This is a genomic window from Rahnella aceris, from assembly GCF_011684115.1.
In the GTDB taxonomy this organism is placed as follows: domain Bacteria; phylum Pseudomonadota; class Gammaproteobacteria; order Enterobacterales; family Enterobacteriaceae; genus Rahnella; species Rahnella aceris.
On the sequence record NZ_JAADJV010000001.1, the window covers coordinates 1,909,141 to 1,934,258 of the forward strand.

General features: G+C 50.8%; 21 protein-coding genes and 1 other RNA gene. 9 read left to right on the forward strand and 13 right to left on the reverse strand.

Going from position 1 to position 25,118, the window contains the following annotated elements; translation table 11 throughout:
* Positions 1-26: 26 nt before the first annotated feature.
* A complete protein-coding gene (gene sufB / locus GW591_RS08630) occupies positions 27-1,550 on the reverse strand; it encodes a Fe-S cluster assembly protein SufB (RefSeq protein ID WP_013576100.1) in 1,524 nt (507 codons plus the stop codon).
* 46 nt (positions 1,551-1,596) lie between these two features.
* Positions 1,597-1,968 carry a Fe-S cluster assembly scaffold SufA gene (gene sufA, locus GW591_RS08635; protein WP_013576101.1) on the reverse strand — a complete coding sequence of 124 codons (372 nt, stop codon included), beginning with the start codon at positions 1,966-1,968 and terminating at the stop codon, positions 1,597-1,599.
* A 456-nt stretch (positions 1,969-2,424) separates the two neighbouring features.
* Here sufA and GW591_RS08640 point away from each other — a divergent pair, with 456 nt between their 5' ends.
* Complete coding sequence (locus GW591_RS08640) at positions 2,425-2,829, forward strand: hypothetical protein (RefSeq protein WP_013576102.1); 405 nt, start codon at positions 2,425-2,427, stop codon at positions 2,827-2,829.
* Positions 2,830-2,945: 116 nt separating this feature from the next.
* Here the strand turns inward: GW591_RS08640 and GW591_RS08645 are convergent, their stop codons facing one another.
* Complete coding sequence (locus tag GW591_RS08645) at positions 2,946-3,365, reverse strand: hotdog fold thioesterase (protein WP_013576103.1); 420 nt, start codon at positions 3,363-3,365, stop codon at positions 2,946-2,948.
* Between the two features lie 15 nt (positions 3,366-3,380).
* Positions 3,381-6,437, reverse strand: a complete 3,057-nt coding sequence (ydiJ, locus tag GW591_RS08650; RefSeq protein WP_013576104.1) for a D-2-hydroxyglutarate dehydrogenase YdiJ — start codon at positions 6,435-6,437, stop codon at positions 3,381-3,383.
* A gap of 327 nt (positions 6,438-6,764) precedes the next feature.
* Between ydiJ and ydiK the strand changes: the two genes are divergently transcribed.
* Positions 6,765-7,862 carry an AI-2E family transporter YdiK gene (ydiK, locus tag GW591_RS08655; protein ID WP_013576106.1) on the forward strand — a complete coding sequence of 366 codons (1,098 nt, stop codon included), beginning with the start codon at positions 6,765-6,767 and terminating at the stop codon, positions 7,860-7,862.
* 188 nt (positions 7,863-8,050) lie between these two features.
* Positions 8,051-8,161: antisense sRNA RprA (gene rprA, locus GW591_RS08660), an RNA gene on the forward strand.
* Positions 8,162-8,297: 136 nt separating this feature from the next.
* Here the strand turns inward: rprA and ppsA are convergent.
* Complete coding sequence (gene ppsA, locus GW591_RS08665) at positions 8,298-10,673, reverse strand: phosphoenolpyruvate synthase (protein ID WP_121019050.1); 2,376 nt, start codon at positions 10,671-10,673, stop codon at positions 8,298-8,300.
* Positions 10,674-11,181: 508 nt separating this feature from the next.
* Between ppsA and ppsR the strand changes: the two genes are divergently transcribed.
* The 6 genes from ppsR to GW591_RS08695 all read left to right on the forward strand — a co-directional run bounded on the left by ppsR (position 11,182) and on the right by GW591_RS08695 (position 17,199).
* Positions 11,182-12,003, forward strand: a complete 822-nt coding sequence (gene ppsR, locus GW591_RS08670; RefSeq protein ID WP_013576108.1) for a posphoenolpyruvate synthetase regulatory kinase/phosphorylase PpsR — start codon at positions 11,182-11,184, stop codon at positions 12,001-12,003.
* Positions 12,004-12,132: 129 nt separating this feature from the next.
* The gene (locus GW591_RS08675; RefSeq protein WP_013576109.1) at positions 12,133-13,179 is read left to right on the forward strand and encodes a 3-deoxy-7-phosphoheptulonate synthase; all 1,047 of its coding nucleotides are present in this window, start codon (positions 12,133-12,135) and stop codon (positions 13,177-13,179) included.
* A gap of 349 nt (positions 13,180-13,528) precedes the next feature.
* Positions 13,529-14,566 (forward strand): hemin-degrading factor, encoded by a 1,038-nt coding sequence (locus GW591_RS08680; protein WP_013576110.1) that lies wholly within the window; start codon positions 13,529-13,531, stop codon positions 14,564-14,566.
* Complete coding sequence (locus GW591_RS08685; RefSeq protein WP_013576111.1) at positions 14,563-15,393, forward strand: heme/hemin ABC transporter substrate-binding protein; 831 nt, start codon at positions 14,563-14,565, stop codon at positions 15,391-15,393. Before GW591_RS08680 ends, GW591_RS08685 begins: the two co-directional genes overlap by 4 nt.
* On the forward strand, positions 15,390-16,418 hold the full coding sequence (locus GW591_RS08690) for a FecCD family ABC transporter permease (protein WP_013576112.1): 1,029 nt from the start codon (positions 15,390-15,392) through the stop codon (positions 16,416-16,418). Before GW591_RS08685 ends, GW591_RS08690 begins: the two co-directional genes overlap by 4 nt.
* The gene (locus GW591_RS08695; protein WP_013576113.1) at positions 16,411-17,199 is read left to right on the forward strand and encodes a heme ABC transporter ATP-binding protein; all 789 of its coding nucleotides are present in this window, start codon (positions 16,411-16,413) and stop codon (positions 17,197-17,199) included. Before GW591_RS08690 ends, GW591_RS08695 begins: the two co-directional genes overlap by 8 nt.
* Before the next feature lie 46 nt (positions 17,200-17,245).
* Here the strand turns inward: GW591_RS08695 and GW591_RS08700 are convergent, their stop codons facing one another.
* The 8 genes from GW591_RS08700 to arnD all read right to left on the reverse strand — a co-directional run bounded on the left by GW591_RS08700 (position 17,246) and on the right by arnD (position 25,116).
* Positions 17,246-18,700: a protein adenylyltransferase SelO gene (locus GW591_RS08700; protein ID WP_013576114.1), complete on the reverse strand. Its 1,455-nt coding sequence runs from the start codon at positions 18,698-18,700 to the stop codon at positions 17,246-17,248.
* A 142-nt stretch (positions 18,701-18,842) separates the two neighbouring features.
* Complete coding sequence (locus GW591_RS08705; protein WP_013576115.1) at positions 18,843-19,571, reverse strand: EAL domain-containing protein; 729 nt, start codon at positions 19,569-19,571, stop codon at positions 18,843-18,845.
* A 516-nt stretch (positions 19,572-20,087) separates the two neighbouring features.
* On the reverse strand, positions 20,088-21,101 hold the full coding sequence (locus tag GW591_RS08710) for a lipoate--protein ligase A (protein ID WP_013576117.1): 1,014 nt from the start codon (positions 21,099-21,101) through the stop codon (positions 20,088-20,090).
* Positions 21,102-21,197: 96 nt separating this feature from the next.
* Positions 21,198-21,677, reverse strand: a complete 480-nt coding sequence (locus tag GW591_RS08715; RefSeq protein ID WP_013576118.1) for an NlpC/P60 family protein — start codon at positions 21,675-21,677, stop codon at positions 21,198-21,200.
* A gap of 154 nt (positions 21,678-21,831) precedes the next feature.
* Positions 21,832-22,221, reverse strand: coding sequence for a 4-amino-4-deoxy-L-arabinose-phosphoundecaprenol flippase subunit ArnF (arnF, locus tag GW591_RS08720; protein ID WP_013576119.1), 390 nt, complete (start codon positions 22,219-22,221; stop codon positions 21,832-21,834).
* A complete protein-coding gene (arnE, locus tag GW591_RS08725) occupies positions 22,218-22,550 on the reverse strand; it encodes a 4-amino-4-deoxy-L-arabinose-phosphoundecaprenol flippase subunit ArnE (RefSeq protein WP_013576120.1) in 333 nt (110 codons plus the stop codon). The genes arnF and arnE overlap by 4 nt, the downstream gene beginning before the upstream one ends.
* On the reverse strand, positions 22,547-24,217 hold the full coding sequence (arnT, locus tag GW591_RS08730; protein WP_166860481.1) for a lipid IV(A) 4-amino-4-deoxy-L-arabinosyltransferase: 1,671 nt from the start codon (positions 24,215-24,217) through the stop codon (positions 22,547-22,549). Before arnT ends, arnE begins: the two co-directional genes overlap by 4 nt.
* On the reverse strand, positions 24,217-25,116 hold the full coding sequence (arnD, locus tag GW591_RS08735) for a 4-deoxy-4-formamido-L-arabinose-phosphoundecaprenol deformylase (RefSeq protein WP_013576122.1): 900 nt from the start codon (positions 25,114-25,116) through the stop codon (positions 24,217-24,219). Before arnD ends, arnT begins: the two co-directional genes overlap by 1 nt.
* Positions 25,117-25,118: the final 2 nt, after the last annotated feature.

Below are 25,118 nucleotides of genomic sequence, written 5' to 3' on the forward strand. Positions count from 1 at the left end.
CGACGGCAGGGAAAACGTACGGCGAATTAACCGACGCTGTGTTCAAGGCTGATCGCCAGCAGTTTCTGTGCTTCGACAGCAAACTCCAGCGGCAGCTCGGAAAAGACATCTTTACAGAAACCATTCACAATCATGGAAATAGCGTCATCTTCGCTGATACCACGTTGCAGACAGTAGAACAGCTGGTCATCGCCGATTTTTGACGTCGTGGCTTCATGTTCCAGCTGAGCCGTATTATTGCGCACTTCAACATACGGGAACGTATGCGCGGCACTGTCGGCGCCAATCAGCATGGAGTCACACTGCGTAAAGTTACGGGCATTTTCTGCACTTGGCAGGATCTTCACCAGACCGCGATAGCTGTTCTGGCTGTGACCGGCGGAAATCCCTTTGGAAATAATGGTCGACTTGGTATTTTTACCAATGTGGATCATCTTGGTACCGGTATCCGCCTGCTGTTTACCACTGGTCAGCGCAACCGAGAAGAATTCACCGATTGAGTTATCACCTTTAAGAATAACGCTTGGGTATTTCCAGGTGATAGCTGAGCCGGTTTCAGACTGCGTCCAGGACATCTTCGAGCCAGCGCCTTCGCACAATGCACGTTTAGTCACGAAGTTCAGAATACCGCCGCTGCTGTCTTTGCTGCCGGAGAACCAGTTCTGCACGGTGGAATATTTCACTTCCGCGTCTTTGTGCAGGATGACTTCAACCACCGCTGCGTGCAGCTGGTAGGTATCACGTACCGGCGCGGAGCAGCCTTCGATGTAACTGACATAACTGCCTTCGTCAGCAATCAGGATCGTACGTTCGAATTGACCGGTTTTCGCTGCATTGATACGGAAGTAAGTCGACAGTTCCATCGGACAACGCACGCCTTTAGGCACGTAAACAAAAGTACCATCCGAGGCCACTGCCGCATTCAGCGCCGCAAAGAAGTTATCCTGCGCAGGCACGACGGTACCCAGGTATTTGCGCACCAGCTCAGGGTATTCATGAATTGCCTCACCAAATGAGCAGAAAATGACGCCCGATTCAGCCAGCTTATCGCGATACGTTGTGGAGACAGATACGGAGTCAAAAATCGCATCAACGGCGACTTCTTTGCCTTCACGAACCGGAACGCCCAGCTGTTCGAAAGCCTTTTCAACTTCGCTGGTCAGATAATTATTCGCTTCGCCCGCAGGAACACCGAGGGACTCGCCGCCCGATTGCTGCGTCGCCCCCGGTTGTGAGCCACAGCTATCATCGCAGCTGCCACAAGATGGCGCGGAATAATAGCTGTAATCCTGGTAATCCAGAGGCGTGTAATACGCCTTCAGCCAGTGTGGCTCTTCCATTTTCAACCAGGCATGATAAGCCTGCAGACGGAACTCCAGCATCCACTCAGGCTCGTTGCGCTTAGCGGAAATCGCACGCACCACATCTTCGTTGATGCCTGATGCTAATTCATCGGTTGCCAGCTGGGTAAAGAACCCTTCCTTGTAATTCGTCCCCTCGCCGACCCAAGACTGCACATCATCTGGAATTTCTACGTTGCTTCGTGACATGTTGGTTACATCGCTTTGTTTACAATAATCTTAGAAACAGAAAGTTTTAAACACCGAAACTTTCGCCACACCCGCAGGCATGCTGAGCTTTAGGATTATTGAATTTAAATATCTGATTCAGTCCTTCGCGGACAAAATCTACCTCGGTTCCGTCGATGAAAGGCATGGCTTTCAGCGGAACAAACAGCAAAGCGCCGTCATGTTCAAACACCAGGTCATCGCTGGCCGGTTGTTTGGTTAAATCCAAAACGTAGCCAAAGCCAGCACAGCCCGATTGTTTCACGGAAAGCTGGAGACCTTTGACTTCGGGATCCTGAGCCACCAGAGTATTAATCTGTTTCGCTGCAGAATCTGTCAGGCTAACGCCTTGCCATACGTTGTCGTCTAAAGAGAAAGAGCCGACAGTTTCAGTTTGCATCTGTCTTACCTCATAATTTTACGGTCATAGACAAGACCTATTGTCTCTATTCTAGTGATAACATTAATCACTTCAACCTCTTGTTTTAAGAGGGTATAGCGATTACACACGAGGAAAGACACTCAATGTGCACCGTCTTTACATCTGGCCACTGGCGGGTCTTGAACACCGCGACCATCAACTGATTGAATAAATTGTCAATTTTTTGTTAAAAATTGAAATAAACCTTATAAAAGGTAAGGTTTAATAGCTTTCATTGTGTCTATTATAAAACATTCATCGGAAATGCCTATTTATGAATTCGCCATATCTGAAGAATTAAAGCTCTTTTTGCTTACTGGCTTAACTACACAAAAATAAAAAAACCGGATGAAAACGTTGATCCGGCGATTTTTTGCCAATATGATGTTCATTATTTGATAATGATTATCATTCAGATAACCCGGAATACTGAGAATGACTCAATCGGTAAATGCGTGGTTGCAAGGCAAGATCGACGAATATAAATCGAGTGTCCGCGATGCCACCGTGGATTTTTATATGGCGGATGCCGCCTTACGACGCCCGGATGCGCATCTTTGCCAGCTCAAACGCTTCAACAGCATCTGTCTGGATATGGCCAATCTGTGCCTGCAAAACGGGGATGATCACAGTTATCTTCATGCGTTATGCAAATTACATAACCGCCTGATCCTGGAAATCAACAGCGTGGTTCGGTGTGAACTCTTCCGTGTTCAGAGTTACCATTTCGCACGGCACACGTTAAAACTCATTTGTCAGTATTATGCCATGATGGGCATCTGGGAAAAAGCAACGGCATTTCAAACTGACTTTGCCAAACGCGTTCCGTTCCAGCTTTGATGTGCTTTCAACAGGTTACTTCCCTTTACTAAGTCAAATAAAAAAGCGGACACATTCATCATGCATCCGCCTGTCCACTTTCTGACTGTATGATCAGTGTTGATTAACAGCCTGTATTAATGTTCGATTACCATGGTCGTCAACCGCGATACGCAGCACAGATTCCCTTTCTGATCAAAAATCTCAATCTGCCACACCTGACTGCGGCGGCCGGTGCGCAATGCGCGGCAAACACCGCGCACATGCCCTTCCCGTGCAGACTGCATATGGCTGGCATTAATTTCCACGCCCACTACAGTTTGATTTCCTTCGCAGCATAAATAACCCGCCATTGATCCCATCGTTTCGGCCAGAACAACAGATGCGCCGCCGTGCAGTAAACCAAAAGGCTGTGTTGTGCGTACATCTACCGGCATGGTCGCTTCGAGGAAATCCTCACCCAACTGCGTGAACTCAATCCCCACATGGCCCACCATACATCCTTGACTGCGCTGATTCAGGGCTTCAAGCGTGGTACTCCGTTTCCAGAATGACATAATACTTCCTTATTGTTAGGGGATGATTTCCAGCAGTGCCTGTAACGGATGGCGAACACCGTTTCCTTCGATTCGTTTTACCTGGCTGCGGCAGGAATAACCGGTTGCCAGACAGCGCTGGCGTGGCAACCGTTGCAAAGAGGTATGCCAGGAAAGCTCATAAATTCCCAGTGAGTTTTCGAGATTCTTGGTTTCATGACCGTACGTCCCTGCCATTCCGCAACACCCGACACTGACGTTTTCCAGCTTCGCACCGTAGCGGGCAAAGATGTCGCCCCACTGTTTGCCGCTGTTGGGCAAGGCGGTGCTTTCCGTACAATGTCCGAACAGATACCAGGACTCGCCACTTTGTTGTTGTGCCGGACGCTCAGCCAGCCAGCTGTCAAGCCATTCATGCACAAGCTGGACCTGGAACGATCCGCGTGTGTCACCGAGAATTTCTTTATATTCATCGCGATAACACAGTACCAGCGCAGGATCGACCCCCACCATCGGCATTCCCAATTGCGATACACGGTTAAGGAACAGCGACGTTTTCTTCGCTGTTTTGGCAAAGCGGGTCAGGAAACCTTTTATGTGCTGCGCTTTGCCATTAGGTGAGAAAGGCAACAGAACAGGTTTAAGGCCCAGTTTTTCAATCAGACGGATAAAATCAGCAACGACCTGCGCGTCATAAAAACTGGTAAACGGATCCTGCACGACCAGCACGTATTCACCACGCCGGGCAGGCGGAATGGCTTCCAGTTGTTCAAGCGTCATCTTACTGGCGCGATGCCCTGATAACTGCTCGCGCAGTGTCGGAGAAGACAGCAAAGGCAAATCAACCATGCCGATATTTTTCCGGCTCATCTCGCGCAACCAGGGTTGCCTGAGGAAGAAGTTGAACACCTTGGGGGCTTTGGCCATCAGGGGGGCATAGCTTTCAACACTCGCAACAAAATGGTCGCGTGCCGGGCGCAGATAACGCGTGTGATAAAGCTGCAGGAAACGTGAGCGGAACCCCGGCACATCAATTTTTATCGGGCACTGCGTCGAGCAGGCTTTGCAGGCCAGACAGCCGGACATTGCCTCTTTCACTTCATGGGAGAAATCATATTCGCCTTTATTGGCATGCCAGGTGTTACGCGTACGTTCGATCAGGCTGCGGAAACTCATGCCTTTCTCCGGCAGCGCATTCTCAAGCGCCAGCGGATCTACACCTTGTTCTGACAATAAACGCAACCATTCGCGAACCAGACCCGCGCGACCTTTTGGCGAGTGGATACGGCTGCCGGTAATTTTCATTGACGGACACATCGGGCTTTTCACATCAAAGTTAAAGCACAGGCCGTTACCGTTACATTCCATCGCACCGCGGAATGACTGACGGACTTCCAGCGGAATACGGCGATCCAAGGTTCCGCGTTTTGGCGCATCGACTTTCATCATCGGTTCATCGCACTCAAGCGGCGCGCAGATCTTACCGGGATTCAGGCGGTTATCCGGATCGAATACGGTTTTGATCCGGCGCAGTTCATGGAACAGTGCTTCGCCAAAGAATGCCGGACTGTATTCTGCACGGAAACCCTTTCCGTGCTCTCCCCATAGCAAACCACCATATTTAGCGGTCAGGGCTACGACTTCATCGGAGATTTGTTTGAGCAATATCTCCTGTTGTGGGTCACACATGTCCAGTGCGGGACGCACATGCAATACACCCGCATCGACATGCCCGAACATGCCATAACTGAGATGATGACTGTCGAGCAGCGCACGGAATTCGACAATATAATCCGCCAGATGCTGGGGAGGCACACAGGTGTCCTCCGCAAACGGCAACGGTTTAGCCTGCCCTTTGGCATTACCCAGCAGACCGACGGCTTTCTTGCGCATATTATAAATACGCTCGATACCAGCCAGATCAGCGCAAATCTGGTAGCCAATCACACCGCCTTCTTTATCACTTATCAGGCTATCAAGGCGTTCGCACAACGCACTGACCTGAGTTTCAATCAGGTCTGCATCATCTCCGGCGAACTCAACAATGTTCAGTCCCTGCATGTCTTTGCCTTCAACGTCGGTGATGTAATCACGAACGCTGTGCCAGACAATGTCTTCTCGCGCCAGATTCAGTACTTTGGAATCGACGGTTTCAACCGATAGCGCCTTCGCCTCCACCATAAAAGGCGCATTACGTAACGCTGAATTAAAGGAGTCGTATTTGATATTGACCAGACGACGCACTTTGGGGATCGGCGTGATATTCAGACGCGCCTCGGTGATAAAGGCCAGCGAGCCTTCTGAACCGGTCAGAATGCGTGTCAGGTTGAAGGTTTGCAGATCGTCACTCAGCACATGGCGCAGGTCGTAACCTGTGAGGAAACGATTAAGTTTCGGGAATTTTTCAATCACCAGCGCGCGGTTATCACGACAACTGTCCAGCACGGTGCGGTAAATCCGTCCAATGACCGAATCCTCTTCACCCAGCTTATCGGCCAGCGCCGTCGGAATAGCGGTGGTATCCAGCATGTCGCCACCGAGAACAATCGCACGGACACCGAGAACGTGGTCAGACGTTTTGCCGTAAACCAGCGAGCCCTGACCGGAGGCATCGGTGTTAATCATGCCCCCCAGCGTCGCACGGTTACTGGTTGATAACTCGGGAGAGAAGAAAAAGCCAAACGGGCGCAGATAATCATTGAGCTGATCTTTGATCACCCCGGCTTCGACCTTGACCCACCCTTGTTCCACGTTGATATCCAGAATGCGGTTCATATGACGGGACATATCAACCACAATGCCGCGGTTCAGTGACTGACCGTTGGTACCGGTACCGCCACCGCGCGGAGTAAACACGAGTGTTTTAAAACGTTCCTGCCCCGCAAGGCGGGCAATCAATGCAACGTCTGACGTCGCGATGGGGAATAAGACCGCATCCGGCAGCAACTGATAGACGCTGTTGTCCGTCGCCATCGTCAGCCTGTCGGCATAAGTTGTTGTGACATCACCCGTGAAACCGTTGCTTTTTAATGCTTCCAAAAAATCGAGCACCAGCTGGATGACACCCGGTGCCTGAGAAATCTGTGGGATCATTGAATTATGACTCTGTCTTTGTTGTATGCCTGGCGGGCCCGAGGCGACCTGCCGGATCTGCCGGGCAGATCCACCCTGTTCTTTATCCAGAATAAAAACTAACATACTTCGTTTTTAAGCGCTCCGTCTGGTTCACCTTTGTTGCAGATGTTTCATGACGTACCGCAAAAAGCACGTACGGCAACAACGCCTTGCAACTAATTATGTGGCGGGCTATCCAAAAGCCGTCGTATGTTCCATGCTTATTTTTAGCCCCCTGTTTATGAATATAGTGTTTGGAGGCACAGGGTTTGTGCCTTACTTCGTTTATCACATTGAGAAACATGAATGAATCTCCCAATTAAACGTTATGACTTGCCCCAGATTATGTTTGGGGTGCTATTTATTGCCCTGATGACCGTTGCCAGCATCTGGATTGTACAGCCCTTTATTCTCGGGTTTGTCTGGGCCGGGATGGTAGTCATTGCCACATGGCCATTAATGATCAAGCTCCAGCGCCTTCTCTGGGGACGCCGTTTTCTGGCCGTCATTATCATGACGCTGTTGTTGATCTTATTATTCGTCTTGCCTATCGCCTTGCTGGTCAGCAGCGCCGTGGAAAATGGTGCGCCGCTGGTCGAAATTGCGAGCCATCCTTCATCGTTACATATGCCTGATTTTCAGTGGCTGAACGCGATCCCGCTGGTGGGTAATAAGCTTTACAACGGCTGGCATGCCCTGATCAATGGCGGCGGGAACGCGCTGATGAGCAAAGTGCAGCCCTACGTCGGACAAACAGCAGCCTGGTTTGTGACACAGGCAGGTCATCTGGGCCGTTTCATTGTCCACTGTGCGCTGATGTTATTGTTCAGTGCCCTGCTTTATAGCCGTGGAGAAAATGTTGCCATGGGTATCCGCCATTTCGCGGTGCGACTGGCAGCAGAACGTGGTGATGCAGCCGTTATTCTTGCCGGTCAGGCAATCCGTGCCGTGGCGTTAGGTGTCGTTGTTACCGCCATTGTTCAGTCAGTACTGGGTGGGATCGGACTGGCCATCGCTGGCATTCCTTATGCCACCGTGCTGACCGTCGTGATGTTCGTATGCTGCGTCGCGCAAATCGGTCCGTTACTGGTTCTGATACCGGCCATCATCTGGCTGTACTGGTCCGGCGACAATACCTGGGGCACCGTTCTGCTGGTATGGAGTTGCGTGGTTGGTTCCCTGGATAACGTGCTTCGCCCGGTTCTGATCCGCATGGGTGCGGATTTACCGATGCTGCTTATCTTGTCCGGTGTTATTGGTGGTTTATTTGCTTTTGGCATGATTGGCCTGTTTATCGGACCGGTCGTGCTGGCCGTCTCATATCGCCTGATTTCGCTTTGGGTCAATGAGGCTCCTGAGCCTGACATGGAACCTGAAGAAGCACTAAAAGCGCTGGATGAATAATTTCGTTGCGTTTTAACTGACCACCGGCGCTGCCCCTGATAATTCAACCGGGCAGCGCTTTTTTTTATTCCTGCTTCCTTCCTGAATGACTCACACTAAAAACACTTCTTCTCATCAATTAGCATGAGAATAATATCTATTAGGAGAATTCTTACAGACTAAATACCTTGAGAAACTTAGTATTATTAACAGTTCGGATTTCAACCCACTGATTTATATACAAGCTTCCCCCTGAGCTGGTATATCCCAAATTGCTGTGTGTAGTCTTTGCCTGTCTGCTATGACGGGCTTTTTTTTTATTTCTTTTCCTCACCGTTCTATTTATCCCGTAACCCGCTAACCGTTATTTTTATTCCCGTAACTTCCATCCCGGTAAAAAAGAAAAAGGCCGCCACCCGAAAGTGACAGCCTTAGCGTCAGTCATTAGTCATTTATTTACTTTTCAGCTAACGCTAACCAGGTCTGGACAACGGTATCCGGGTTGAGTGACAAACTGTCGATTCCTTCTTCCATCAGCCATTGCGCGAAGTCCTGATGATCTGATGGCCCCTGCCCGCAAATACCGACATATTTCCCCTGCTTCTTAGCGGCTTTGATTGCCATCGACAAAAGGGCTTTAACGGCTTCGTTTCGTTCATCAAAGAGTTCAGAAACCACGCCGGAATCACGATCCAGCCCCAGCGCAAGCTGCGTCATGTCATTAGACCCAATAGAGAATCCGTCGAAGTGCTCAAGGAACTGATCTGCAAGCAATGCATTTGACGGTATTTCACACATCATAATCACTTTCAGGCCATTTTCGCCCCGTTTCAGCCCCTGACTCGCCAGCTCTTTAACGACAGCTTCAGCCTGTGCCACGGTACGAACAAACGGGATCATCACTTCAACGTTAGTCAGCCCCATATCATTGCGCACGCGCTTCATGGCCTCACATTCCAGCGCGAAACAATCCCGGAAGCTGTCAGAGACATAACGACCCGCACCACGGAAGCCCAGCATCGGGTTTTCTTCGTGAGGCTCGTATTTTTCGCCGCCGACCAGATTGGCGTATTCATTCGATTTAAAATCGGACAAACGCACAATCACCCGTTTCGGCCAGAATGCAGCGCCGAGCGTCGCGATCCCTTCCGTCAGACGAGCCACATAATATTCACGCGGGCTGTCATAGCCCTGGATCATCTTATTGATGGTTTCCTGCAACTCCGCCGGCTGCTGATCAAACTCCAGTAATGCTTTGGGATGAACACCAATCATACGGTTAATAATGAATTCTAAACGCGCCAGCCCGACACCTTCATTCGGCAGACAGGCAAAGTCGAATGCGCGGTCAGGGTTACCGATATTCATCATGATCTTCAGCGGTAATTTTGGCAGCTCATCAATTTCAGAGCTCTGCACGGTGAAGTCCAGCTCATCCTGATAGACGTAACCGGTATCGCCTTCAGAACAGGAAACCGTCACTTTCTGGTTTTCTGTCAGTTTTTCAGTGGCATCACCACAACCGACTACCGCAGGAATACCCAATTCACGCGCAATGATGGCTGCGTGACAGGTACGCCCGCCGCGGTTGGTGACAATCGCCGATGCCTTTTTCATGATCGGCTCCCAGTCAGGGTCCGTCATGTCAGTTACCAGAATATCACCTGCCTTAACGTGGTGCATTTCGCTGATACTATGAATGATTTTTACCGGCCCGGCCCCAATGCGATGGCCGATAGCGCGGCCTTCAACCAACACTTTACTGCTGCCATTTAGCTGATAGCGTTCCATCACCTGACCGTTTGAACGAACTGTCTCCGGACGTGCCTGCACGATATAAAGGTTGCCGTTATGGCCATCTTTCGCCCATTCGATATCCATCGGACGACCATAGTGTTTTTCAATCAATAATGCCTGACGTGCCAGTGCCTGCACTTCGTCGTCCGTCAGGGAGAAACGGGTGCTCTGTTCAGCCGGCACATCTTCAATCTGAACCTGTTTGCCATGTTCCTGGCTCGGAGCATATACCATGCGAATTTTCTTCGAGCCCATCGTACGGCGGACAATAGAAGGCTTATTCTTTTCCAGCGTAGGTTTATGTACGTAAAACTCATCAGGGTTAACCGCACCCTGAACGACCATTTCACCCAGACCATAAGCCGAGGTGATAAAGACCACCTGATCAAAACCCGACTCGGTATCAATGGTGAACATCACGCCTGCAGAAGCGAGATCAGAACGCACCATGCGCTGCACACCAGCAGACAGCGCCACGCCACGATGGTCGTAGCCCTGATGCACACGATAAGAAATGGCACGGTCATTAAATAAGGAAGCGTAAACATGTTTCACGGCGGTCAGTACAGCATCAAATCCCTGAACATTCAGGAAGGTTTCCTGCTGTCCGGCAAATGATGCGTCCGGCATGTCTTCGGCAGTTGCGGAAGAACGCACAGCGAATGACGCATCAGGCTCACCGTCGGAAAGCTGCTGATAGGCCTCGCGGATGGATTTCTCAAGTTCAGGCTGGAATGGCGTCTCAATGATCCACTGGCGGATTTGCATGCCCGCCTGAGTTAATTGCCCGATATCGTCAACATCCGTTTTATCCAGCAACTCATGAATACGGTGGTTGACACCGCTCTGATCGAGAAAATCATTGAATGCCTGAGAAGTCGTTGCAAAACCATTTGGAACTGAAACACCCAGATCAGACAAATTGGTGATCATTTCCCCGAGGGATGCGTTCTTGCCCCCGACTTTATCAACGTCCTTCATACCCAGTTGGTTGTACCAGATAACATTGCGTAAATCGGGATCGAGATGAGCCATGAAACAATCCTTTCTTATTTATTTACAGTAAAAGTCAGTAGGCGTGCAAACCGGTTGTCTAGTCATTGTCAGCGACGCTTTTTCTGTCATTTAACAACGCTGTCATTTTGAGATTAGCATAATGATCCATAAGAGATGGACAGGTGAATCGATCCAGCAAATCAAACTATTTTTGTTTAGGAAAATTCCACAGCAGCAAAATTACTCACGCGATGGAAATCAACAATATTCCTTATGAATCATGGAGAAGTTGCCTTTAGTTTCGAAACTAAATTAATGCTAACAGAGCTGCTGAAGCTCTGCTGAAGCAAATCAAAAAGCTGCGAGAAATCGTGGAAAATTTAAAATACCATTTCATTTATTACAGTCATTTTGCGCACTGTCTCGCAGCAATAAGCAGAACATTGCTGGCTGGAACGAATACGCTTTTTATTTCCTGAAATTATGGTTATTACTAAATAAGCGATAAGTTGAAGATAAATGAAGTGCGATAACTCAGGAGCAGTTTGTGGACAGATGCGTGTTTTACATTTCGGACGGTACCGCGATTACAGCAGAAGTTTTAGGCCATGCTGTGCTTTCACAATTTCCGGTAAATGCCACAACCTATTCACTCCCCTTTGTTGAAAGTGAAGAGCGCGCCAAAGCTGTCTGCCGGCAAATTAATGAAATTTTTGAGAAAACCGGTGCCCGCCCACTGGTGTTTTATTCCATCATTTCACCCAACATCCGCGACATCATTAAAAACAGTGAAGGTTTCTGTCAGGATATTGTTCAGTCACTGGTCGCCCCCTTACAGAATGAGCTGGGCGTAGATCCTACCCCAATTGCCAACCGGACGCATGGCCTGACAGCCAGCAACATCAGCAAATACGATGCGCGCATTGCCGCGATTGATTACACGCTGGCCCACGACGACGGGATTTCCTTGCGCAACCTCGATCAGGCGCAGGTGATTTTACTGGGGGTCTCGCGTTGCGGTAAAACGCCGACCAGCCTTTATCTGGCATTACAGTTTGGTATCCGCGCGGCTAACTACCCATTTACCGCCGACGATATGGACAATATCCAGTTACCTGCCGCGTTAAAACCGCATATGCATAAGCTATTTGGCCTGACGATTGACCCTGAACGACTGACGGCAATTCGCCAGGAACGCGTTGAAAACAGCCGCTATGCATCTTTGCGCCAGTGCCGGATGGAAGTCTCTGAGGTAGAAGCCTTATTCCGCAAAAATCAGATCCGTTACCTCAACAGTACAAATTATTCTGTTGAGGAGATTTCGGCGAAGATCATGGACAGCTTCGGCATGAGTCGCCGGATGTTCTGAATCCTTTTACTGATGTAGATGGCATATCCTGCCGCCAATGGTTGAATTCATCGGGTTTTGCGTTATTGTGATCGGCATCACTTCCCGGTATTCCTGCCGCAGCGAAGAAACAAATTTTTCGAGAACACGATGTCACAAACAGATGAACTGCGTACGACGCGCATCGACAGCCTGATTACGCCTCAGGCACTGGCAGACAAACTGCCAATTTCCCCGTCGGTCGCACAACACGTGATGGAATCACGTAAACGAATTGAAAAGATTATCAGCGGTGAAGATCAGCGGTTGCTGGTCGTTGTCGGCCCCTGCTCAATCCACGATATAGAAGCGGCTATTGATTACGCGGGCAAGCTCAGCGTATTGCGTGAAAAGTATCAGGATCGCCTGGAAATCGTCATGCGTACGTACTTTGAAAAGCCACGCACCGTTGTCGGCTGGAAAGGCCTGATTTCAGACCCTGAACTGAACGGTTCCTGCCGTGTGAATGACGGTATTGAGCTGGCACGTAAAGTATTACTGACCGTCAACCAACTAGGCATCCCGACAGCGACCGAATTCCTTGATATGGTGATCGGACAATATATTGCCGACTTGATCAGCTGGGGTGCCATCGGCGCTCGCACCACCGAAAGTCAGATCCACCGCGAAATGGCCTCGGCACTTTCCTGCCCTGTTGGTTTTAAAAATGGCACTGACGGAAATACCCGCATCGCCATCGATGCTATCCGTTCGTCGCGCACCAGTCATATGTTCCTGTCACCGGACAAAAAGGGTCAGATGACCATTTACCGTACCGCCGGCAACCCTTACGGCCATGTGATTATGCGTGGAGGTAAAAAACCGAATTATCATGCGGATGACCTCGAACAAGCCTGCCTGAATCTGGCGGAATTCGATTTGCCGCAGCGACTGGTGGTCGATTTCAGTCATGGCAACTGCCAGAAACAGCACCGTCGTCAGCTTGAGGTAGCAGAAGATATTTGCCAGCAAATCATCAGCGGTTCAACTGCCATTGCGGGCATCATGGCGGAAAGTTTCCTGGTTGAAGGCACACAGCCCATCGTTCACGGCAAACCTCTGATTTACGGCAAATCGATTACCGACCCATGTCTGAGTTGGGAAGACACCGAGACATTACTCTCAATGCTTGCGCAGGCAACAAACAGCCGGTTCTGATCACTTTGCTGTAACCTTCTTAAGGGCAACTTTGGTTGCCCTTTTTTGTGTCAGTAGCAGGCCTGGGGGCGTGTAACCCTCTGTCTGTTCTGATACTTCTCCGCGCATCCCCTCCTGCTTCCCCTCTTAAATTAAGGGGTTAACGCCACAGAATTACATTCCAGCGACAAAAATCTTCTTGATGTGTTTAGGTAATGATTTGATAATGATTATCAAATTGATATTAATTCCCATTACCACACGTGTATTAAACGTACTCTTGCCATAAATATTTTTACAAATCATTCACATAACATCGCAAGCTTTATCCGCCAAAGAGCGGGTGACTTTAGACAACGAGGAAACAGCAATGCATTCAGTTCACTATCAGGACTATTTACAGGCAAAAGAAGCTAATCCCGGTAAATATGCCCGCGATCTGGCGGGAATTTTACGGATAAGCGAAGCTGAGTTAACGGCTTTACGTGTTTCCCATGATGCTGCGCGTCTGGATGTTGATGCCCGTAGCTTGCTGGCTGCTCTGGAGAATGTCGGTGGCACCAAGTCAATCACCCGTAACAACTTTGCCGTACACGAGCAGGAAGGTCGCTATGAGAATCAGCATCTCAGCGGTCACGCCGGTCTGATCCTTAATCCACGCGCGCTGGACCTGCGTTTGTTCCTGCAACACTGGCTGCACATTTTCAGCCTGTCAGAAACCACGGCCCGCGGCGTTCGCCACAGCATTCAGTTCTTCGATGCGCACGGTGATGCCGTTCATAAAGTGTATAACACCGATGAAACTGACATGGCAGCATGGGACGCGCTGATTGCGCAGTACAAAAGTGACGTCAATCCTCCGCTGCAAATTGAAGTCGCCCCTGAAGTTCCGGCTCCGACGACAGCCGCCGACACCAGCACTCTCGATGCTGAATGGCGTGCAATGACCGACGTTCACCAGTTCTTCCAGTTGCTGAAACGTCACGATGTCACCCGCCAGCAAGCGTTTAAAGCTGTCGGGGATGATCTGGCATGGCGCGTCGATAACGGCTCGCTGACGCGTTTACTGAATATCGCCAAAGATGACCAAAACGAAATCATGATTTTTGTAGGCAACCGGGGTTGCGTGCAAATTTTCACCGGTCCGATTGAAAAGGTCATGCCGCACGGTGAATGGATTAACGTCTTCAACAAACAGTTCACCCTGCATCTGGTGGAAAGTGCTATCGCGGAAAGCTGGATCACCCGTAAGCCGACCAAAGACGGTTTCGTGACCAGCCTGGAGTTATTTGCCGCTGATGGTACGCAGATCGCGCAACTTTACGGTCAGCGTAACGAAGGCAATCCTGAACAAACTCAGTGGCGGGAACAACTGGCGCAACTTAGCAATGAAGGTGTTGCAGCATGAACAAAACCTTGAAAATGGTGGCCGCTATTACAGCATTGCTGGCGACCCCGATGCTGTATGCCGCTGAAAAGCTTGTCAGTATTGGCGGTGACGTTACCGAAATTGTTTACGCACTCGGTGCGGGCAACGAAATGGTTGCCCGCGACAGTACCAGTTTGCGTCCGCAGGCAGTACTGGCTCTGCCGGACGTCGGCTATATGCGCCAGCTCAATACTGAAGGGATTTTGTCTATGCACCCGTCGCTGGTGCTGAGCAGCGAACTGGCAGAACCCTCACTGGTGTTAAAACAGCTTGAGCAGAACGGCGTAAAAGTGGTGCGTGTGCCGGGGACACCTTCTGCGGACATCGTCCCGGATAAAATCGAAGTAATTGCCGCAGCGCTGAACCGTCAGGCGGAAGGTGAAAAACTGATCGCGACCTATCGTTCGCAGATTTCTGCTATTCAACACGATGCCCTGCCGGTAAAAATGTTGTTTGTGATGAGCCACGGTGGCATGTCATCTATGGCAGCAGGTCAGAATACTGCGGCAGATGCGATGATTACGTCTGTCGGGGCGAAAAATGCCATGCAGGGATTCAGTCGTTACCGTCCGCTGTCACAGGAAGGGGTGATTGCCGGTGCGCCGGATATCCTGCTACTGACCGCTGACGGAGTTAAAACCCTGGGTGGAATGGATCAGGTGTGGAAACTGCCGGGTGTTGCTATGACGCCTGCGGGCAAAAATAAGCGTGTGCTGGTCATCGATGATATGTCCCTGCTGGGCTTTGGTTTGCAAACACCTGCGGTGATGGCACAACTTCGTCAGGCTGCGGAACAAGCAAAATGAGTAGCATGAGCCCTCCGGTGCCGTCAGGTCGCCGTTCGCCAGTTTGGGCGATGATTGGCCTTGGCGGCGCTCTGCTGGTGCTGGCCGTGATGGCCGCGAATACCGGCGCGATGTCACTGTCGTTAAGGACGTTACTCGCACGTCCATTTGGCGATAGTTTATGGCAGGTCTGGCTGACAATCCGCCTTCCCCGCGTGCTGCTGGCTGTGGTAGTCGGTTGCGCGCTGGCCAGTTCCGGTGCGGTTATGCAGGGATTGTTTCGCAACCCGCTGGCGGACCCCGGCCTGCTTGGGATCAGCAGCGGCGCGGCGCTTGCGGTTGCCCTGACTATAGTGATGCCACTGGCATTGCCACCCTTGCTGGCCCTGTACAGCCATATGATCAGCGCATTTGCTGGCAGTCTGGCCATTTCAGCCATCGTCTTTACACTGAGTCGTTTCGGCCATGGTGGGTTATCGCGCTTACTGCTTGCCGGTATTGCCATCAATGCACTGTGCGGTGCCGCTGTCGGCGTGCTGACCTACGTCAGTGATGACCAGCAGTTACGCCAGTTCTCTTTGTGGAGCATGGGCAGTCTCGGGCAGGCGCAATGGCCGACACTGGCTGTGGCCTCTTCGTTGATCCTGCCAGCCTGTGTTGCGGCCCTGTTCATGGCGCGGCGCCTGAATATCCTGCAATTAGGTGAAGAAGACGCGCACTATCTCGGTGTGAATGTCCGCCGCACGCAGTTGCAATTATTGCTGCTTAGCGCCCTGCTGGTCGGGGCTGCTGTCGCGGTTTCTGGTGTGATCGGTTTTATCGGTCTGGTGATCCCGCACCTGTTGCGGATGCGTATTGGCGCAGACCACCGCTGGCTATTACCGGGATCGGCCATGGCCGGTGCCTGCCTGCTTTTGCTCGCAGACACGCTGGCCCGCACACTGGTTGCTCCGGCAGAAATGCCGGTGGGATTGCTCACCAGCCTGATTGGCGGGCCGTATTTCTTATGGCTGATCCTGCGCCCGGGAGTTCCGCGTAATGTCTGACTTTACTTCATCAATGGTTGCAGAAAATCTGACGTATTCCGTCAATAGCCGCCGGTTAATTGACGATGTTTCACTCAGCTTGCAAAGCGGAGAGATGGTGGCGTTGATTGGGCCAAACGGTGCCGGAAAATCAACACTGATGCGTATGCTGACCGGCTACCTGATGCCACAATCGGGGCAGATTTCGCTTCAGGGAAGACAACTCAATGACTGGCCAGCACAGGAACTGGCGCGCACCCGGGCAGTTATGCGTCAGAACAGTACATTGGCGTTTGGCTTTAGCGTGCGGGAAGTACTGACACTCGGGCGTTCACCGCACGGTCAGCAAAATATGCAACGGGCACTGACTGAAGTCATGACGCAAACCGATTGTCTGAATCTGGCAGAAAGAGATTATCGCCATTTATCGGGGGGCGAACAGCAGCGGGTTCAACTGGCGCGGGTACTGATCCAGCTCTGGCAACCCGCCCCTTCCTCACGCTGGTTGTTTCTCGATGAACCTACATCGGCGCTGGATTTATATCATCAGCAACACGCGTTGCGTTTGCTGCGACAGCTAACCAGGCAAACGCCGCTGGCGGTATGTTGCGTGCTGCATGATCTCAATCTTGCGGCGTTGTATGCCGACCGGATTATTTTATTGCACGGCGGAAAAGTGGTCGCCAGCGGGACGCCCGTTGACGTACTGAGCGAAGCCATACTGAGCCGCTGGTATCAGGCCGATTTGAACGTCTGCCCGCATCCGGAAACCGCATTGCCGCAAGTTTTCTTACGCCAGTAGAGACGGTTCAATAAAAATGCCACATTCAGATGTGGCATTTTTTATCTCAGCTCGAACAAGATATTTCGAGGTGTTTTCCCCAGTCGGGTGGCAATTTCGCCATTTCATCATACTGAGGCGCATCGCTGTAAGGGTCACGCAATGCCTGGTGAAGTTGCTCCAGCGCACTGATATCATCCACTTCAGCCCTTTCGATGGCTTTCTGCGCCAGATAATTTCTCAAAATAATGCGTGGATTACTTTGTTTCATGGCGTCCTGCCGCGTGGCATCATCAATATCTTCCGTTTGTAAACGATGACGATAAGCCTGATACCAGCTGTCAAAAGCGTCACGGTCGATGAATTCATCCCGTAAAGGCGACGCGGCCTGCTGTTGTTCTGTCTGGCTGAGCAACCTGAAAGTCTGCGTGAAATCCCGCCCCTCTTTCGCCATCAGACTTAGCAGCCCGGTGAGCAGATCGTTATCCTGTTTATTCTCGGTAAAGAAACCCAGTTTGCCGCGCATCAGCGTGCCATAGGCCCTCATCAGCGCCGGTTCATACTCGCCAAGCGCGGTCTGGAGCTGTTCCGTGGACATCAGGCCGGATAGCGTTTGTGCCAGACGATGCAGGTTCCAGTAAGCCACCGCCGGCTGATTATCGTAGCTGTAACGCCCCTGATGATCGGAATGGTTGCAGATATAACCCGGCTTATAATCGTCGAGGAAACCGTAAGGGCCGTAATCGATAGTCAGTCCGAGAATCGACATATTGTCGGTATTCATTACGCCGTGTGCAAACCCGATACTTTGCCATTGTGCAATCAGCGCAGCGGTTCGTTCCACCACACTGGTAAACCATTGCTGGTAGCGTGATGCGTCAACCGGCTCACTTTCCAGCAACCGGGGCCAGTGATGTGCGATGACATAATCTGCCAGTTGCCTGACATGTTCAGGCTGTTTGCGGTAGTAGAAGTGCTCGAAATGACCAAAGCGAACATGGCTTTCCGCCACGCGGATCAGCATCGCACCGCGCTCAGGCTGCTCGCGGAAAACCGGCTCATCACTGGTGGCAATCGTCAACGCCCGCGTTGTCGGCACCGATAAATGATGCAGCGCTTCCGAGGCGAGAAACTCACGCACGACAGAACGCAAAACCGCACGACCATCTCCCATTCGTGAATAAGGTGTCAGCCCGGCCCCTTTCAGATGCCAGTCGAACCGTTTTCCGGAAGGTAAAACCTGTTCACCCAGTAAAATACCCCGCCCGTCGCCCAGTTGTCCGGCCCACTGGCCGAACTGATGTCCGCTATAAACCTGAGCCAGAGGCTGCATACCGGGGAAGAGTTTTTCACCGCACCAGTATTCGCGATGCTGAGCATCGAAAAGCGAGTCATCCAGCCCCAGTTCACGCGCCAGTGGTTCGCTGTGATAAAGAAGCCGTGCGCCTTTTAGCGGCGTCGGTTGCAGTTGCGTGTAAAAGTCAGGCAACTGGTCAGCATAATGATGTTCAAATCGCGGCATAAATCCCCCTTTTTAATAGTGTAGGACTGCGGGACGTTAATTAACACGGAGCGAATGCAGGGAGATTATGACCTTGAGTGATAAAAAATCCCGGCACAGCAGGCGCTGGCCGGGATCCTGAGAGTGAAACAACCTGCGACGATCAGTGAAATTGGGTGGGCCGCACAAGCAGGCTGTCCAGTTCAGCGGGCTCAACACCAGGCCATAGCAAACCCTTCACCCCTTGTATTTCTACTTTGCGTAACGCATCAAAATAGTCCTGAGAGTCGAGCCCGTCGACCACGATATTACGGCAAAACCGGTTAACATTTCTTATCAGCGAGGGCATCACGATAGTGAAATGTTCCCCCTCACAGAGCTGCCAGAAAAGATTTTTGTCGAGCTTCACCCACTGAAAAAGATGGTCAAAAACGGGCACCATGTTAATAGTGCCTGAGCCGAAGTTTTCCAGACAAAGTGGAAAATATTGTTTTAATGCAACCAGTTGCTGGTTATTTTTGCCTTCGGAAAGACGCGGAAACGACTCGCTCAGATTAAGATGAATGAAAGTATGCATGCTGAACGCATTGCGGAGATTTTCATCTTCCAGCAATAAGGCCACCTGTTTTTCCTCAACACTGATATTCAAAATAACCTGATTATCGCTAAACCATCGGGCATGCTCACCCGCCCATATCTGTTGCTCATTAAGAAACCGTAATAACTGCTGCGGTGTTAACAGGTTCAGTACCAGTTCTGTGGGCATGACTAACTTGCTGTCTGCGCTGGAAAAACGGCAAATTAATTCTATGGCGAGTAATTTCCCGTCAATGGTATAGACCGGCTGGCACAGGTAGCTGCTGTTAAAGGCCGTATCGAATTGTATTTTCATTTTTGTCCAAAACATCAACGGCACGACTAATTGATTAATAACTTTTTTGACTATCAATCAGATCATAAAGATACCGGAGCCCCGAGGCGAAACCGAAATATTAGAGAAATTGATATCAATAAAGAGCCTGTCCGGTTGTAAGTGTACAGAGACGACCACACGAGCGGCTGCGATTCAAAGTTTTTTAAAAACGCCTTTCCCTTATTGCCTTCTTTTTAGGGGTTATAACAGTCAACACAGGGATTTCAGACTAATCTTATCGCCAGAGGTGAAAACACGCAACTTGCCTTGTGAGCGCTATCAATCCTTTTTCAACAAGAATTCCTGCTTTGTTTTGTGCTAATGCCCAAAAAGCATGTTACTAAATATTTTAGCTAATGGTTATAGTGTCTTATGGAATATTGCGCAAGTGACGGGATTCACAACCGGGCTTTTAAGAATGATGAGTAATTTTGCTAAGGTAATAATAAACCGGAGGTTATTCGTCATCATCACCGACCTCCGGCATTCTCAACTTTACTGGATACAACGCACCAGCCAGTTTTGCAGTTCAGTGAGTTCAGCCTGCATCGCCGGATATCGGATAATGATGCGCTGGCAGGCTTCCCCGACGTCCTGCGCGTGATAGCGCGTGCCTGCCAGCTCCGCGGCTAATCTCTGTAACGGTGCGGGATTAAGGCTGTCGGTGAAAATCTGCGCACGGCTGATGTTGCCCTTCTCCACATCAAAGTGAATATCCACCCCGCCCCAGATAAACCGTTCGTTCAGTAAATGGCTGAAGGCCGGTGCTTTGCCGAAATTCCATTCCCAGCTGCTTTGTTTAGCAAATCTTTCGGGGAATCCCGGAATGTCAGGAAACACCTCCGGAGAGATGATTTCAGGTTTTACATTCCCACCATACCAGTCGAAAAATGCCGCAATCACGGCCTGGCAAATTTGCTCATGATTGATATCCGGCACAAACTCATTGAGATTCGCGACCCTCGAACGCACCGAAGTGATCCCTTTTGCCTGCAACTTTTTGACGTCCGGATTGAGATAGTTGGCGAGACGGCTGAGATCGGCATTAAGCAGTAACGTGCCGTGATGGAAGCCGCGGTCGGCTGTTTCACGATAGGCGGAACCGGAAATTTTCCGCTCGCCTTCCGGCGTCTGTACCACCAGATCGTTACGACCCGAGGCAATAGCATCGATACCCAGCGTTTTTAGTGCGTTGAGAATAATGCCGGTTGAAACGCTTTTATCGTATTCCGGTTTGCCCGCCATGAAGGTGAAACAGGTATTCCCGAGATCGTGAAAAACCGCCCCGCCGCCACTGCTGCGCCGCGCCAGACGAATGCCGTCTTCTTCCATTCTGCGGGTATTGCATTCTTTCCACGGATTCTGCGCCTGCCCGATAACCACGGTTTCGGAATTTCGCCAGAGGAATAACACACGCTGCGTGGTCATCTCGCGGAAAATACAATCTTCTACGGCCAGATTGAACCAGGGATCGTAAGAATCGGAAAGTAATAGTCTGAGAGGTTTCATTGCATATTCATCCTGAATGAGTCTGCTTTGATAATAACAGCAAAAAACAGGATGAAATACGCAGTGAAATCAGGGGGAATGCGATTGGGCACCGTGTCAGATACGGCGCGCCTGCCAGTACACTTTTCGCCAGTAAACGTTGTCGAGTGAAGAACGGGTCACGCCCTGGCTGGTCGAGGCATGAATAAACTGATCGGCAGTATCATAAATACCGACATGCAAACCATTTTCACCGCTGCCGGTTTTGAAGAAGACTAAGTCGCCGGGCAACAATTCATCACGTGGCACTTTGGTGCCAATTTTGGTCTGGTCGGCGGTCGTTCTCGGCAGCACGACGCCAAACCGATCGCGGTAAGTGCGGAAGACAAAACCAGAACAGTCAACGCCGCTCGGTTGTAATCCGCCGTAACGATACGGGGCACCGTGCCATTGGCTGAGCTGGTCGTTAAGCTCGGCCACGACAGTAATAGAATCGGCAAACCTGCCGCTTGGCGGCGGAGCGTGGCTGCTGCAACCGTTAAGAATTAATGCGGCAACGGCCAGCAGGGAATACATGGATACGGATGAGCAGCGCATAGTGCATTCCTTCTCGAATAGCATCACGGCCTGACCAGACGCGAAGGTTTACGCGCGCCGGATAAGTCGCCGTTATCTAAGAACTAATAGAATTTAGCGCTATTTTATCCGTCATCCAATGTTTAATGATGTTTTTTATCGTCATAAAAATCATTCAATGGGATTTTTTTACCGGTTTACTGTGGATAAGCCAGACACCTGACAGGATAAGCAACCCGCCAATTGTTTTACTTAAGCTGATGCTTTCATTGAACCAGGGCAGCGTTACTGCGGCAATATACACCAGCGCATAACTCAGACTCAGTAAGGTATACGCCCGGTTGAGTGGCAGGTAACGCAAGGCAAAGAACCAGCATCCCATCGATAATATATAGCCACACAGCCCCATAAAAACGGCAATCAGGGCATGTAAATGGCTAACAATAAAGGGAGTATCTATAGCGGCCAGTGAAAACAACGGGATCTGCACTATGCCCCATTTCATCAGTAATTGTGCCGCCGTTACCAGCAAAACACTTCCCGCACTCCACAGGTATCCTTTCATAAGCTGACACTCATTAGTGCAATACCACACATGATCAGTGCGACGCCGCACCAGTGGCGGCCATCGACAACTTCACCGAAGAACCAGCGGGCACACAGCGTGATCAAGACGAAATTCAGGCTGAGCATCGGATAAGCCAGGCTCAGCGGCAATAATTGCAATACACGTAACCATAACAGCATGGCGATACCGAGCAACAATATCGCCAGCCCGAGCCAGCGTAAAACCCTCGCCATGCCATGCGCAGCAACCTGTGCGGCCTGCTTCTGACAAAGCTGACCGGCACAGGTGACAACGCTGACGACAAGAACCAGAAGGAAACCGGTCATGGCAGTTTTTTGTAGAATAACAGTGCCTGACGGTCGATCCGCACCGTTTGATCCGCAGGAGGCAGAGAGGATTTCACCGCAGCATTACGGTCAAGTCTGAGGATCAGAGAGACATTTCCTGCCTGACGCGCTTGTTGCAGCCACTGTGAGAAATGTGCCGCATCGACAAAATTGTCTTTGGCATCCGGATAGCTCAAACCGTATTGCAGCTCACCCTTTTCATCAAACATCAGAATATCGCTGCGCTTGAGTGTCCACGCAACTGCGGTTGCCACACCGACGTTATCTGTCAGCACATAACGACTGTCTTTCAGCAACGCCATATTTTGCGTCAAAAAGGGCTGTGGCTGTTTGGAATCCATCACTTTTTTCGGAATAGCCTGTCCGGCCAGCAATGCCAGCACCAGCGGGCAAAGGGCAGACCAATACCAGCGCTTTTTCAAATCCGTCAGCGACACTGCGCCAGCCAGCGCCCACACGGCAAAACACAGAATACCGATCAGGGCATGCGGCAACTCAGAACGACTGAACACGGCTTTGATGTGGAAAGGTAATATGCCGGAGATCAACAGAACTGCCACGGCCAGCAACACACCAAACACGATGTTGAGGGTCCCATTGGCTTTCAGTGCACGTAATTTTCCTGACTCAAGGATCTTATCTAAATAATCCACCATCAGCAGGGCAAGCGGCGCAAAGCACGGCAAAATGTAAGTCGGCAATTTACCTTTAGCAATGCTAAAGAAAATCAGCGGCATGATTGCCCAGCTCAGCAGGAAGAACAATTCCGGACGCACGACGCGTTGTGTCCAGCCCGCCCGCAGAGCACCCGGTAACAACCCGAGCCATGGCAGCGCCCCCAGAAACAGCACCGGCAGGTAATACCAGAAAGGTGCCTTGTGCTGAGCATCAGCCTCAGCAAAACGCTGAATATGCTCAACCCAGAAGAAGTAGTTCCAGAAGTCCGGCTCCCGGTGTGCTATCGCCAGCACCCACGGCAGGCTCAGTACCGCCGCACTCACAATCGCCAGGGGCCCCCAGCCAAGCAGGGTTTTGAAACGCTTTTCGCGCCAGATAATCGGCAGAACCGCAATAACCGGTAACGCCAGCGCCAGAAAGCCTTTGGTCATAAAACCCATACCACAGGCCAGCCCGAGTGCAATCCAGCTCAGGGCTTTTTGCGGTGTACGCGATACCCGCAGGCAGAAATAGCTTGCGACCATTGCGGCCGTCATCCACAGCGTGATCATCGGATCCATCACACTGTAAGTCCCGATGCCGAAAACCAACGTCATGGACAGATAAATCAATGCCGCAGTGTAAGCCGTCTGGCGGTTGCGCCACATAAGATGCGCCAGCCAGAATACTAAAATCGCGCTAAGCGCCGTGCTGAATACCGATCCAAAACGCACGGCAAAGTTGCTGTCGCCAAAAATCATCTGGCTGATATTGTTAAACCAGTAACCCGCGACGGGTTTCTCAAAATAGCGTAACCCGAGAAGATGTGGCACAACCCAGTCGCCGCGCTGAAGCATTTCGCGGCTGATTTCTGCATAACGGGTTTCATCGGGTTGCCATAAGAGACGGGTGTTAAGAGGAACAAGGTAAACCAGGGCAAAGAACACCAAAATCAGCGTGCCCCACAAGCCTTTAATTGTTTTCGACATCAGGAAAAACCTTCTTGCTGACAGCCTAACCAGCCTTCCCGACCCGGGAAACTGGCGCGAACCACTTTGCCTCTTGGCAATGTACTGAGATCTTGCGGCAGCAACTCACCCAGCGCGCAAAACTGGATCCCCTGCGCAGACGCACGGGTTAACAATTCATCGAACTGTTTAGCCAGTGACATGCCTTCCACTTCGGCATGAATGGTATAAACCGGTACACCATGATCTTTCGCAATAGCATCAAGAATAAAGTCGTTGAAGTTATCGGCGTTAATCTCGCCGCCAGCCACTTCGTCATAAGTGGGTAACGTCACGGGAATCTGCACAGTGCCCAGTGTTCCGTTTTCCAGTACCGGCAGGAAAGGTCGCGTTCCGCGGCAATCACTGTTGTAGTAAAAGTGGAAACGTTCTTTGACTTCGATAACCCGCTCATCGGCACGCCAGCCTGCGACAGCCGAACATTCGACATCATGGCCCAAACTTTTTTCGAGCGCATCCAGCCCCAGGCGGATTTGTGCTTCCAGCTGTTTCTCGGACCATTTCCCGACTTTTGCCTGCCAGCCCTGATGATCCCAGGCGTGCAGCCCGACTTCATGCCCGCGTTTTGCAGTTTCTTTCATCAGATAACCGAGATCACGCGCGATAAGTTTACCCGGCCACGCGGTGCCTGCCAGTAAGATATCCCAGCCGTAAAGAGACGCCGCATTAGAGCGCAGCATTTTCCACAGGAAGCGCGGTTTAAGCAGGCGCCATAAATGACGCCCCATATTATCCGGGCCAACGCTGAAGAAGAAACTGGCAGTAATTTTATGATTTGCAAGAGTTTGCAGAAGCTGAGGGACACCCTCGCGGGTGCCACTCCAGGTATCCACATCAATGCGCAGACCCACTTTCTTCATGA